Annotated in this window: 12 protein-coding genes and 4 tRNA genes; 11 read left to right on the top strand and 5 right to left on the bottom strand. The window is 68.2% G+C overall.

Going from position 1 to position 12,492, the window contains the following annotated elements; genetic code table 11:
* Window positions 1-180: 180 nt before the first annotated feature.
* The 4 genes from ACIHAO_RS41280 to ACIHAO_RS41295 form a co-directional block, all read right to left on the bottom strand.
* Window positions 181-255, bottom strand: a tRNA-Val gene (locus tag ACIHAO_RS41280).
* Between the two features lies 1 nt (window position 256).
* Window positions 257-327 (bottom strand) — tRNA-Cys (locus ACIHAO_RS41285).
* Between the two features lie 25 nt (window positions 328-352).
* Window positions 353-425: transfer RNA gene (locus ACIHAO_RS41290), tRNA-Gly, on the bottom strand.
* A 136-nt stretch (window positions 426-561) separates the two neighbouring features.
* On the bottom strand, window positions 562-987 hold the full coding sequence (locus ACIHAO_RS41295) for an SsgA family sporulation/cell division regulator (protein ID WP_005159130.1): 426 nt from the start codon (window positions 985-987) through the stop codon (window positions 562-564).
* A 400-nt stretch (window positions 988-1,387) separates the two neighbouring features.
* Here ACIHAO_RS41295 and ACIHAO_RS41300 point away from each other — a divergent pair.
* The 5 genes from ACIHAO_RS41300 to ACIHAO_RS41320 all read left to right on the top strand — a co-directional run bounded on the left by ACIHAO_RS41300 (window position 1,388) and on the right by ACIHAO_RS41320 (window position 7,332).
* A tRNA-Val gene (locus tag ACIHAO_RS41300) sits at window positions 1,388-1,459 on the top strand.
* Between the two features lie 892 nt (window positions 1,460-2,351).
* Window positions 2,352-3,878 carry a sugar transferase gene (locus tag ACIHAO_RS41305; RefSeq protein ID WP_396567509.1) on the top strand — a complete coding sequence of 509 codons (1,527 nt, stop codon included), beginning with the start codon at window positions 2,352-2,354 and terminating at the stop codon, window positions 3,876-3,878.
* Window positions 3,879-3,986: 108 nt separating this feature from the next.
* Window positions 3,987-4,601 (top strand): malonic semialdehyde reductase, encoded by a 615-nt coding sequence (locus tag ACIHAO_RS41310; protein WP_396567511.1) that lies wholly within the window; start codon window positions 3,987-3,989, stop codon window positions 4,599-4,601.
* Window positions 4,602-4,738: 137 nt separating this feature from the next.
* Window positions 4,739-6,799, top strand: a complete 2,061-nt coding sequence (gene thrS, locus ACIHAO_RS41315; protein ID WP_396567513.1) for a threonine--tRNA ligase — start codon at window positions 4,739-4,741, stop codon at window positions 6,797-6,799.
* Entirely contained in the window at window positions 6,796-7,332 is a 537-nt protein-coding gene (locus ACIHAO_RS41320; RefSeq protein ID WP_125796785.1) for an HIT domain-containing protein, read from the top strand. Before thrS ends, ACIHAO_RS41320 begins: the two co-directional genes overlap by 4 nt.
* 154 nt (window positions 7,333-7,486) lie before the next feature.
* Here ACIHAO_RS41320 and ACIHAO_RS41325 read toward each other — a convergent pair whose 3' ends face one another.
* Complete coding sequence (locus tag ACIHAO_RS41325) at window positions 7,487-8,029, bottom strand: YceI family protein (RefSeq protein WP_396567516.1); 543 nt, start codon at window positions 8,027-8,029, stop codon at window positions 7,487-7,489.
* 117 nt (window positions 8,030-8,146) lie between these two features.
* Between ACIHAO_RS41325 and ACIHAO_RS41330 the strand changes: the two genes are divergently transcribed.
* The 6 genes from ACIHAO_RS41330 (at window position 8,147) to ACIHAO_RS41355 (ending at window position 12,482) form a co-directional block, all read left to right on the top strand.
* Window positions 8,147-8,689: a MarR family winged helix-turn-helix transcriptional regulator gene (locus tag ACIHAO_RS41330; RefSeq protein WP_125788058.1), complete on the top strand. Its 543-nt coding sequence runs from the start codon at window positions 8,147-8,149 to the stop codon at window positions 8,687-8,689.
* A 102-nt stretch (window positions 8,690-8,791) separates the two neighbouring features.
* Window positions 8,792-9,433 (top strand): phosphatidylinositol phosphate synthase, encoded by a 642-nt coding sequence (gene pgsA, locus ACIHAO_RS41335; RefSeq protein ID WP_396567518.1) that lies wholly within the window; start codon window positions 8,792-8,794, stop codon window positions 9,431-9,433.
* Window positions 9,430-10,347: a phosphatidylinositol mannoside acyltransferase gene (locus tag ACIHAO_RS41340; protein WP_125788060.1), complete on the top strand. Its 918-nt coding sequence runs from the start codon at window positions 9,430-9,432 to the stop codon at window positions 10,345-10,347. The genes pgsA and ACIHAO_RS41340 overlap by 4 nt, the downstream gene beginning before the upstream one ends.
* A 22-nt stretch (window positions 10,348-10,369) precedes the next feature.
* Window positions 10,370-11,515, top strand: a complete 1,146-nt coding sequence (locus ACIHAO_RS41345; RefSeq protein WP_396567521.1) for a glycosyltransferase family 4 protein — start codon at window positions 10,370-10,372, stop codon at window positions 11,513-11,515.
* Window positions 11,512-11,994, top strand: a complete 483-nt coding sequence (locus tag ACIHAO_RS41350; RefSeq protein ID WP_396567523.1) for an NUDIX hydrolase — start codon at window positions 11,512-11,514, stop codon at window positions 11,992-11,994. The genes ACIHAO_RS41345 and ACIHAO_RS41350 overlap by 4 nt, the downstream gene beginning before the upstream one ends.
* A gap of 11 nt (window positions 11,995-12,005) precedes the next feature.
* Window positions 12,006-12,482: an XdhC family protein gene (locus tag ACIHAO_RS41355; protein ID WP_396567525.1), complete on the top strand. Its 477-nt coding sequence runs from the start codon at window positions 12,006-12,008 to the stop codon at window positions 12,480-12,482.
* Window positions 12,483-12,492 lie beyond the last annotated feature (10 nt).

Below are 12,492 nucleotides of genomic sequence, written 5' to 3' on the forward strand. Positions count from 1 at the left end.
TCGCGGTGGCATGCGTGCGGCGTGAGCGTCGGCCGCTCTGTTCGCTGGGGGAGTGGTTCCCACGCCTGCACGCCACTTTCCGTGACGGGCAGTTGAAGACGCCCCGAGGACCATCGCCATTGAACGACTGAAGCCCTGCCCCTCCGAGGAGGAGCAGGGCTTCTGGCCTGCGAAAACAGATGGTGCGCGATACTGGGATTGAACCAGTGACCTCTTCCGTGTCAGGGAAGCGCTCTCCCGCTGAGCTAATCGCGCGAGGTGGAGACGGGATTCGAACCCGTGTACACGGCTTTGCAGGCCGTTGCCTCGCCTCTCGGCCACTCCACCGTGTCAGGCCCGAGAAGGCCTTCCGAGCGGATGACGGGATTCGAACCCGCGACCCTCACCTTGGCAAGGTGATGCGCTACCAGCTGCGCTACATCCGCACATCCTCGGTCTGGATGGGAGGTCAGATCCTCGCGGTTCTGCCTCTCACCCCGTCGCCGTGGTGTGTGTGAACACTATCGAACCCCGAAATCGCCCCTGCAACCGGGGTGCCACTTGCTGTTCGCAAGCCCGTCATCAGGCCAGATCGTTGGGGATCAGGTGGGTCAGGGCGTCGTCGACGTCGACCCACAGGTGCTCGTTGCCCGGGAGCACGACGTCGTAGGTCCGGTCGAGGAAGTCGGCCAGCTCCTGAGCGGACGCCTCGAACATGGCGTGCCCGGAGGGCGAGTTCAGTTCGATGAGGACGGACTCGGGGTCTTCGACGGAGGGGCGGATGCGTACGTCGCCGTCGCCCGCGTCGGCCAGGAGGCCGTCCGCGAGGAGGTCGCGCGCGTAAACCCACTCGACCCAGCCGGCGCGGCCGGTGCGGAAGGCGGCCACGACCGCGTAGGGGTCGCGAGTGTCGTATCGCAGTTCCACCTTGACAGGGACCGCGGGCGTCCGCGGCGCCAGGAGGTCGAACACCGCCGTCGAGCGGAGCGTCACGTGATCGTTGCGCATCGTCCTACCCTTCGTCTCCTTCCCGGCCCGGTCGAACCGAGTGGCGATGATGTGACGCATCGGCCGGCTGATCGGAACGCGGTTTTGCCGCAGATCACCCGGACGGGGTCATCGGACCCCGGGTCCATGCTCCGTCACCCCATCATCACCCGCGCGACGCGCAGCCATCCATGCGCCCTGCAGGCAGTCCACATGTACATACTGCGCGGTTTAGTCGTCACGCGATAGCACCGTCGCATGAATGTCGAAACGCGTCGCGGGCGCCCCCCGGCCGTGACAACCCCGGCTAGCTCGTGGTTGTTCGCTCCGTATTTGCTGGTGAGCGGAGTGTGGTCGGCGGGAACCACCCGTTTGCAGGCCCCCTAAAGTCTTGGGGTAGAGTCTGCCGAACACCGCGAGCGGGCGATTAGCTCAGCGGGAGAGCGCTTCGTTCACACCGAAGAGGTCACTGGTTCGATCCCAGTATCGCCCACCGGATGAAGGCCCTGGACCATCGGTCCGGGGCCTTGATTCATTTCCGGGGACCGTCGGCGGTGAGCCGTCCGGCGGCATTCGATCCCCAGGTCGGACGCCGGTTATGTGGGGACGGTACTTCTGCCGTCGCGGAGATCGCGAGCGGCACGGCTGAATCCATCGAGTGCCGCGGGGGTCACGGTGGGCCGCCGGTTCGAAGATCGAGGAAGCCCGCCCTTCCGGCCGGTGTGGACATTCGTCTAGAAGCTCGCGTCGCGTCGCGAAAGTGTCGCATCGTCCGGCTGGTGAGACATCTTTGTGATCCTCGGCACGAAGTGGCCGTCGAAAGGTCCAGACCATGAGGAAAGTGATGTGGGGCATGCCGGGCGAGCTCACCCGTCCGGCTCCGGCGGCGGGGTCGCCGTGATGCTGACGTGATGTGACGAAACGCCACTCCGGTGACCGATTGACAAGGTAGGTCCGTGCGCGGTGAACCGGACCGGCCCGCCGTGGTCCTCCGGACCCGTGAAATCCACAATGGACCGGCCGGAGATCGACTTCCCGAGACCGTCCACTGTGGAGTTTTCCGGGCTGCTCGGCCGATCGGGGTCGCGGTGCTCCAAGTGGCCGCGCGGGCCGGGAATTCGTGACTACTTTGGGTAGTTGTTCGGCGGATACGGTCTATTACCCATCGTCACCATCTTGTTATCAACGGGGCATTCATTTGCCGGATGCTCGCGCAGGGTGTGGCTGGAAATCCTTGTAACGATGGCCGGAGAGTGGCCGATACCTTGGCGTGTGTCGCCCCATCGGCCGCTGAAGGATCTTGAGAATCGATCACTCTTCGAAATCGCTCTCATTTACTCAGCGTGTTGATCCGGCGTTCGGGAATTCCCTCTCCGGGAGGTCTGATGGAAGAGTCGGTGCGGCCGTCGTCCACCGTCAACGGGACGCCGCAGCACATCGACCTTCAGTCGATCCCGCCCGCCCCTCGACGGGGTGCGGGCGCTGTCGCCGCGGTCGACACCACGTCGGCGCGGCCGCCGTACGCGGCTTGGGAATCGCGCTACCGCGCCTGGGTCATCGGTAGTGACGTTTTCACCGCGTTCGTGCTCATCGTGATGAGCGCCTTCTTGATCGATCGATCGGATCCGCACGACATGCACGCGCTCGGTACCGCCGTGGCCTTCCTTTTCGGGCTGTCGGTCTGCCGTGCCTGGAGTCCGCGCGTGCTGGGCGAAGGCGCGGAGGAGTATCGGACGCTGGGCCGGGGACTGGTGACCACCGCTGTCCTCGTCGCGTTGGGCGGCCTGCTCTTCGGCGCACTCGCCGTGCAGCCCTGGGTCTTCATCGTCGTCCCGATGATCTCGGTCTTCATGTTCCTGCAGCGGTACGCGCTGAGACAGGTGCTGCACCGGCGACGGCGGCTCGGTGAATGCCTGCTGCCGGTGCTCGCGGCGGGAAGCCCGGACACGGTCGCCGATCTGATCACGCGTACCAAGGCCGACCCCCACGTCGGCTGGCGGGTCGAAGCCGTGTGCACGTACTCCGGCGCCGGCGCGGAGCGGGGGAGCGGCGAGGTGGAAGGTGTCCCGGTCGTCGGGAAGCTCGACGACCTGGCAAGCCACGTCCGCCGCGGTGGCTACCGGGTGGTCGCCGTGACCGCCGATCAGCACTGGAATCCGAAACGCCTGCAGCGGCTCGCCTGGGACCTCGAAGGAACGTCCGCCGAGATGGTGGTCGCGCCGGTGCTGATGGAGGTCGCCGGCCCCCGGCTGAACGTCTCCGGTGTCCTCGGCATGCCGCTGCTGCGGGTCACCGCGCCGATGTTCACCGGCGGCCGCCGTCTGGTCAAGGAAGCACTCGACCGGTTCGGCTCCGCCCTGCTCCTCACCCTCGTTTCCCCGCTGCTGCTGGTGATCGCGGTCGCGATCAAACTCGACGACCGCGGACCGGTGATCTACCGGCAGCGGCGCGTCGGCCGGGACGGCCACACCTTCACGATGCTGAAGTTCCGCACAATGGTCACGAACGCCGACAAGCTCAAGCAGGATCTCCAGGCGGACAACGAAGGCGCGGGCCCACTGTTCAAGATGCGCAAGGATCCGCGGATCACGCGGGTCGGCGGTCTGCTTCGCCGGTACTCGCTCGACGAACTGCCGCAGTTGTTCAACGTCGTGGGCGGGCGGATGTCGCTCGTCGGGCCACGGCCGCCTCTCCCGGAGGAGACCGCGAAGTACGCCCCCGACGCGCGCCGTCGTCTCCTGGTCAAACCGGGGCTGACCGGGCTCTGGCAGGTCAGTGGCCGCAGCGACCTCAGCTGGGCCGAGAGCATCCGCCTCGACCTGCGTTACGTCGAGGACTGGTCTCTCGCCCTCGACCTGGTGATCCTCTGGAAGACCTTCCGTGCCGTGGTGCAGGGGCGAGGAGCCTACTGACGTGTTGCTGTGACCGGAACCACACCCGGCGATAGTTGAACGAGAAATAGTTCAGCGCTCAACTAGGTTGGCACGGGTACAGGACGCGTACGGAAGGAAGATCCACCCATGACCACCAGCGTTGAGCCGACCGAAGCCTTGAATCTCCCGCAGGACGTTCAGGACCTGTTGTTCCGCGAAGCCCGCACCGCGAACAACTTCAGCGACGAGCCGGTGACCGACGAGCAGATCCGCGCGATCTACGAGCTGGTCAAATGGGCGCCGACGTCGATGAACAACCAGCCGCTGCGCGCGCTGGTGATCCGCACCGAAGAGGGCAAGAAGCGCCTCGCGCCGCTGATGTCCGAGGGCAACCGCGCCAAGACCGAGGCCGCGCCCGTGACCGTCGTGCTGGCCGCCGACACCGAGTTCCACGAGAACCTGCCGCGCACCTTCCCGCACTTCCCCGGCGCCAAGGACCTGTTCGCCGACGAGGCGGGCCGCGTCGAGACCGCCAAGCTCAACGCGTTGCTGCAGGTCGGCTACTTCATCATCGGCGTCCGCGCCGCCGGGCTGGCCGCCGGCCCGATGACCGGCTTCGACGCCGAGGGCATCGACAAGGAGTTCTTCGCGGACAAGCCGTGGAAGTCCCTCGTCGTGATCAACGTCGGCAAGCCGGGCGACAACCCCTGGTTCGACCGCCTGCCGCGGCTGGACTTCGACGAGGTCGTCGAGACCGTCTGACCTCGTCCCGCGATACGCGAAGGCCTTCTTCCGATGGGAAGGAGGCCTTCGTGCTGTTAGGGGTAATGCGCGTGAGCCTCGCCGCACCTGACGACTAACATCACGGGAACCATCCGCTATACCGCGAGGAGTCCATCGTGTCCCAGCCGTCGTCAGTAGCAGCCGCAACCGCCCCGCGCGTGGTGGTACCGGCGGGCACTACGGCGGGCACCGCGGTCCGCGAAGCCGGGCTGCCGACCAAGGGGCCGGACACGATCGTCGTCGTGCGCGACGCCGAGGGGAACCTCCGCGATCTCTCCTGGGCGCCGGAGTCCGAGGTCGAGGTCGAGGCCGTCGCCGCCCACACCGAGGACGGCCGCAGCGTCATCCGCCACTCGGCCGCCCACGTGCTCGCCCAGGCAGTGCAGCAGCAGTTCCCGCAGGCGAAACTCGGCATCGGGCCGCCGGTCAAGGACGGTTTCTACTACGACTTCGCCGTCGACACCCCGTTCACCCCGGAAGACCTGCAGGCGCTCGAAAAGCGCATGAAGCAGATCGTGAAGGGCTCGCAGCAGTTCTCCCGCCGCGTCTTCGATTCGGTCGACGAGGCCAAGAAGGAACTGGCCGACGAGCCGTTCAAGCTGGAGCTCGTCGACATCAAGTCCGATGTGGACACCAGCGAGGTGATGGAGGTCGGTGGCGGCGAGCTGACCATCTACGACAACCTCGACCCGCGCACCAAGGAGCGCGTGTGGAGCGACCTCTGCCGCGGCCCGCACGTGCCGACCACCAAGTTCATCCCGGCGTTCAAGCTCACCCGCGTCGCCGCCGCGTACTGGCGCGGTGACGACAAGAACCCGCAGCTGCAGCGGATCTACGGCACCGCCTGGGAATCCACCGAGGCGCAGGACGTCTACCTGGAGCGCCTCGCCGAGGCCGAGCGGCGCGACCACCGCAAGCTCGGCGTCGAGCTCGACCTGTTCTCCTTCCCCGACGAGATCGGTTCGGGGCTGCCGGTGTTCCACCCCAAGGGCGGGATCATCCGGCAGGAGATGGAGAACTACTCGCGCCAGCGGCACGTCGAGGCCGGGTACGACTTCGTCTACTCGCCGCACATCACCAAGGGCGCGCTCTTCGAGACCTCCGGTCACCTCGACTGGTACCGCGACGGCATGTACCCGGCGATGCACCTCGACGCCGAGCACAACGAGGACGGTTCGGTCCGCAAGCCCGGCCAGGACTACTACCTCAAGCCGATGAACTGCCCGTTCCACGACCTGATCTTCCGGTCGCGCGGACGTTCCTACCGGGAACTGCCGCTGCGGATGTTCGAGTTCGGCTCCGTGTACCGCTACGAGAAGTCCGGCGTGATCCACGGCCTGACCCGCGTGCGCGGTATGACGCAGGACGACGCGCACATCTTCTGCACCCTGGAGCAGGTTCCCGGTGAGCTGAAGTCCCTTTTGGACTTCGTGCTGAACCTGTTGCGCGACTACGGTCTCGACGATTTCTATCTCGAACTGTCCACTCGGAACGAAGAGAAGTACATCGGGTCCGAAGAGGTCTGGGCCGAGGCGACCGAGGTGCTGCGCACCGCCGCCGTGGATTCCGGGCTGGAGCTCGTGCCGGACCCGGGCGGCGCCGCTTTCTACGGGCCGAAGATCTCCGTGCAGGCGAAGGACGCCCTGGGCCGCACCTGGCAGATGTCGACCATCCAGCTGGACTTCATGCTGCCCGAGAAGTTCGAACTGGAGTACACCGCGGGCGACGGCAGCCGTCAGCGCCCGGTGATGATCCACCGCGCGCTGTTCGGCTCGATCGAGCGGTTCTTCGGCGTGCTGACCGAGCACTACGCGGGCGCGTTCCCGGCGTGGCTTTCGCCCGTCCAGGTGGTCGGCATCCCGATCACCGAGGACCAGGTCGAGCATCTGCGCGGCGTCGAGAAGGCATTGCGCGCCAAGGGGATCCGGGTCAACGTCGACGCGAGCGACGACCGGATGCAGAAGAAGATCCGCACTCACACCACGCAGAAGGTGCCCTTCATGCTCCTGGCGGGCGCGAAGGACGTCGAGGCGGGCGCGGTGTCGTTCCGGTTCCGCGACGGTGGCCAGATCAACGGTGTCCCGGTGGCCGACGCCGTCGAGGCGATCGCCGGCTGGGTCCAGCGCCGTGAGAACTCCTCGCCGACCGTGGCGGGCTTGGAGGCGGTCCTCCGGTGACGGGCCCCGATGGCCCTGAAGTCGTCGGACAGGACGGTGTGGGGGTCCAGGACGCGTTGCAGCGCCTCTGGACCCCGCACCGGCTCGCCTACGTGCAGGGGTCGAAGAAACCCGACGAGGGCTGCCCGTTCTGCCGTCTCCCCGAGAAGAGTGACGAGGACGCGCTGATCCTCGCGCGCGGGAAGACGGTGTACGCGGTGCTGAACCTGTACCCGTACAACCCCGGCCACCTGATGGCCGTGCCGTACCGCCACGTCGCGGACTACACGGACCTGACGGCGGAAGAGACCGTCGAGGTGGCGGAGTTCACCCAGCGCGCGATGCGGGTGATCCGCGAGGTGTCTTCGGCGCACGGCTTCAACATCGGGATGAACCAGGGCGTGATCGCCGGCGCGGGAATCGCCGCGCATCTGCACCAGCACGTGGTGCCGAGGTGGGGCGGCGACGCGAACTTCATGCCGGTGATCGGGCATACGAAGGTGCTGCCGCAGTTGCTGGGGGAGACACGGCAGCTGCTGGCGGACGCCTGGTAGGCACGGTCGCGGGCCGCAGGGAGGCTGGTCGCCCCTGGCGGTTGTGAGCGGGGAATCGGAAGCCGGGCATGCCCCCAATGCGGCATTGGGGACGCTGACCGTCCCCAATGCCACATTGGGCGCATGACATCGCTGTACTGAGACCGAGGCGGACTCAGGCGTTGAGCGCGGCCTGAAGCTCGATGTCGATCTTGACCTTCTCGGACAGGAAGGCGTTGCCCTCTGGGCCGATGCCGAAGTCGCGGCGGTTGACGGTGGTGCTGGCCGAGACGCCGAGGGTGGTGGCGTTGTCGTTGGCCGGGTTGGTGCCGATGCCGTTGAACTCGGCCTCGAGCGAGACCGGGACGGTCTTGCCGCGCCAGGTGAGCTCGCCGTCGATGACGTAGTCGCCACCGTCCTCGCGGATGCCGGTCGAGCGGAAGGTGATGACCGGGTGCTCGTCGACGTGGAAGAAGTCCTCGGACTTGAGGTGCGTGTCACGCCCGTCGACACCGCTGGCGACCGAAGAGGCGTCGATCTCGACGGTGACCGAGGAGTCGAGGATGTTGTCGGCGGTGACGACCTCGCCGGTGAAGGCGGTGAAGTTGCCACGGGACTTCGCCAGGCCGAGGTGCTTCACGGTGTAGGCGATGTCGGAGTGGGCGGTGTCGATCGTCCACTTGCCGGTGACGTAGCCGGGGATCTCGGTGGTGGTCATGAAAGTCGATCTCCAAAAGTCTGGGTGTGGCCGTGGTGAACCCTCATCTGGTTGAGCGCTCAACCGTGACTGTAGCGCAATTTGGTTGAGCGTTCAACCAGGGGTAGAATGGGTGGCATGTCCGAACCCCGATGGCTCTCCGACGAGGAGCAAAAAGTCTGGCGCGACTTCTCCGCGGCCACGCGGATGCTGCAAGCGCATCTGGAGGGCCAGCTCCAGCACGAGGCGGGCATGCCCCACACCTACTACGAAGTGCTCGTGGCCCTGTCGGAGGCGCCGGAAAGGCGGCTGCGGATGAGCGAGCTCGCCGACGCGCGCAAGGCGTCGCGCAGCAGGCTTTCGCACGCGGTCGCGCGGCTCGAGGCGAACGGCTGGGTGCGCCGTGAGTCCTGTCCCACCGACAAACGCGGCTCCTGGGCGGTGCTCACCCCCGCCGGTTTCGCCGCGCTGGAGGAGGCCGCGCCCGGGCACGTCGAGGCCGTCCGCGAGAGCCTCTTCGACCCGCTGACCCCCGAACAGGTGAAGGCGCTCGGCGAGATCAGCGCCGCCGTGCTGGAGCGGTTGTCGCCGAAATGTGCCGCCGCCGAGGCGGAACTGGCGCTACGGGAAGGGACGCTCGCGGATCTCGAGGAGCCTGCCGAACTGGCCAAAGCGGACTGACCGGGAGCCGCTCCAGGGCGGGCACGGCGACGGGCGCCGGTGCGGGTGGATAGGCTTCGGGCGGCCACCCGACCCTGCTGCTTAGGTGCACCTGAAGAACCGATGCTCAACATTTTCGCGCGCGCCTCCGTTTCCCGCGTCACCGACCCCATGGGGAAGGTGCTCGTGCGTGCCGGGCTGACCCCGAACGCGATGACCGTCATCGGCACGGCCGGGGCGGTGCTGTGCGCGCTCGTGTTCTTTCCCAACGACATGCTGCTGTGGGGCACCTTCACCGTCTGGGGCTTCGCGATGCTGGACCTGCTCGACGGCGCGATGGCCCGCGCCCGCGGGTACGGCACGGCGTTCGGGGCAGTCCTCGACGCGACCTGCGACAGGCTGGTCGACGGCGCGTTGTTCGCCGCGATCGCCTGGTGGTGCTTCGTCCACGACGACAACCGCCCGGCCGCCGCCGCCGCGTTGATCTGCCTGGTGCTGGCGCAGGTCATCTCGTACGTCAAGGCGCGTGCCGAAGCCTCCGGGCTGGAGGCCGACGGTGGGTTGGTCGAACGCGCGGAACGGCTGATCATCGCCCTCGTGGGAACCGGACTGCACGGGCTGGGCGTTCCGTACACCGTGGACATCACACTCTGGCTGCTCGCGGTGCTTTCGGTGATCACCCTGCTGCAGCGGACGGCCGCGGTGGCCAAGGCGGCGAGGGCCGCCAAGGCGGCCGGGCCACCCGCCGCGGAGGGTGGGGTATGAGCGGGTTCTCCCAGCGGCTCAGTGACTTCGGCTACGCGGCGGGCTGGCGGCTCGCGCGTTTGCTGCCGGAGTCCGCGGGCGCGGTGACCTTCGGGCTGGGTGCCGACCTCGCGGTCCGGCGGGACGGCGGCGGCGTCCGCCAGTTGCGGCGCAATCTCGCCAGGGTGGTGCCGCAGGCCGACGGCGTCGAACTCGACGAACTGACCCGCCGCGCGATGCGTTCGTACGCGCGCTACTGGCACGAGATGTTCCGGCTGCCCTCGATGGACCACAAGGAGGTCAGCCGCAAGGTCGCCCAGTCGATCACCGGCGTGGAGAACCTCGACGCCGCCCTCGCCGAGGGCAACGGCGCGGTGATGGCGCTGCCGCACAGCGGGAACTGGGACGCGGCGGGCGTCTGGCTCGCGGATTACCTCGGCGGCTTCACCACGGTCGCGGAGCGGCTGAAGCCCGAATCGCTGTACCAGCGGTTCGTGTCGTACCGGGAGTCGCTCGGTTTCGAGATCGTGCCGCTGACCGGTGACAGCTCCGCGATGCGCGTGCTGCTCAAGCGGCTGCGTGAGAACAAGGCGATCTGCCTGGTGGGCGACCGGGACCTGACGAACTCCGGCGTACCCGTCAAGTTCTTCGGCGAGCAGACCCGGATGCCCGGCGGGCCTGCCAGGCTGGCCGCCACCACCGGCGCCGCGCTGATCCCGGCGGGCTGCTGGTTCACCGAGGACGGCTGGCAGATCCGGCTGCATCCGCGGATCCGGGTCACGAACCGGTCCGAGGTCCCGGCGGCCACCCAGGCGCTGGCGGACATCTTCGCCGGGGACATCGCCGCGCATCCGGCCGACTGGCACATGATGCAGAAGTTCTGGCTCTCCGATTTCGAAGCCGGGGAACAGGCCGAGCTCGGCGAAGCGAGTTGAGCCGATGGCTCAGGCGCGGGTCATGAAGATCGGGATCGTCTGCCCCTACTCGTTCGACGTGCCGGGTGGCGTGCAGGGGCACGTCATCGATCTCGCGAAGGCCTTGCTGGCGCGCGGGCACCAGGTCTCGGTCCTCGCTCCGGCCGACGAAGACTCCGACGTCCCGGATTTCGTCGTCCCCGCGGGAAAGGCGCTCGGCATCCCGTACAACGGCTCGGTCGCGCGGTTGCAGTTCGGCCCGGTGTCCTACTCCAGGGTGCGGCGGTGGATCCGCGATGGCGACTTCGACGTCCTGCACCTGCACGAGCCCGCCGCGCCGAGCCTTTCCCTGCTGGCGCTGAAGGTCGCGGACGGCCCGATCGTGGCGACCTTCCACACCGCGACGACCCGTTCGCGCACGCTGGCGGCGTTCCAGCCGGTGCTGCGGCCGCTGCTGGAGAAGATCACCGCGCGGATCGCGGTGTCGGCGCTCGCTCGCCGGGTCCAGGTCGAGCACGCCGGCGGGGACGCGGTCGAGGTGCCCAACGGCGTCGACGTCGACTTCTTCTCCCGGGCGCTTCCGCTGGACGGCTATCCGCGGGCGGGCGGCACGGTCGGGTTCGTCGGGCGGTTCACCGAGTCCCGCAAGGGGATGGGTGTGCTGCTGGAAGCGTTGCGGATGCTGCTGCCGGAGTTCGAGGAGCTGCGGTTGCTGGTCGTCGGCCGCGGCGACGCCGATCAGCTCCGGCGCGAAGCAGGGCCGGAACTCGCGCCGCATATCGACCTTCTCGGCCAGGTCGACGACGAGACGAAAGCGCGGGCGCTGCGCAGCGTCGACGTCTACTGCGCGCCGAACACGGGCGGCGAGAGTTTCGGGATGATCCTCACCGAGGCGATGGCGGCGGGGACCCCGGTGCTGGCGAGTGGGCTGGACTCGTTCCGCCGGGTGCTCGACGACGGCAAGGCCGGGATGCTGACCGAGACCGGCGACGCGGCGGCACTGGCCGACGGATTGCGTGAGCTGCTCGGGGATCCGGCTCGCCGGGTGTCGCTGGCGGCGGCAGCGGGGGAGCGGGTCGCGATGTTCGACTGGTCCGTGGTCACCACGCAGGTGCTGCGCGTGTACGAGACGGCGATCGCCGCCGATCCCCGCCGGGTCGGCGCGGGTGAACGCGAGTTCAGCCGATGACGACCTGGGTGTGGATCGGCGGTCTGGTGGCCGCGATCGTGGTGCTGGGCGGACTTTTCCTACTCGCGACGGCGAACCGGCTGGACCGGCTGCACGTCCGCACGGACGCGGGCTGGGCGGCGCTCGACGCGGCCCTCGCGCGGCGTGCCGTCGTCGCCAGGGCGGCCGCCGCGATCCTGGGCGACGAGGAGCTGCGCGCGTTGGCCGAACGTGCCGAGCAGGCGCGCAGGCAGGATCGCGAAGCCGAGGAAAGCGAACTGACGCTGCGGCTGGCGCGGGTCGACCGCGCGACTCTGCCGCCGCCGCTGGCCGAGGAGCTGACCGACGCGGAACACCGCGTCGTCATCGCGCGGCGTGTGCACAACGACGCCGTCCGGGACACCCTGCACCTGCGGCGGCGGCGGAAGGTCCGGTACTTCGGTCTCGCCGGGACGGCCCGGCTTCCGGAATACTTCGAGATCGCCGAGCCCGATCTATAGGAGGACGACCCATGAGCGAGCGGCTGCTGGTGGCTGTGTTCGCGACGCCGGTGGCGTCGTTCCTCCTGCGCTACGGCGAAGATCTCGGCTATCGGGCGGTGTTGTTCGACCCGGACGGCGCCCGCGTGACGGACGTCGAGAACGGCTTGGAGGCCGTCACGACGGTGCCGGAACTCGGCACGGACGCCGACGTCGTCGTCACCGACCACGACCGGCCCGAACTCGGCGACGTGCTCAAGGCCGTGCTGGACCGCCCCACCCGGTGGGTCGGGGTGCTCGGCAATCCGCGCCACGCCGGCCCGCACGTCACCGCGCTCCGGGCACTGGACGTCCCGGACCGGGAGATCGCCCGTGTCCATCGCCCGGTCGGGCTGAACATCGGCTCACGCACGCCGCCCGAGATCGCCATCGCCACCCTGGCCGGTCTGCTGGCCGACCGGAACGGCCGACCCGGCGGCTTCGAGTTCCCCACCAACGCAAGTAGGTGACGAATTGCGG

The sequence above is a fragment of the Amycolatopsis sp. NPDC052450 genome, from assembly GCF_044547565.1.
Lineage (GTDB): Bacteria > Actinomycetota > Actinomycetes > Mycobacteriales > Pseudonocardiaceae > Amycolatopsis.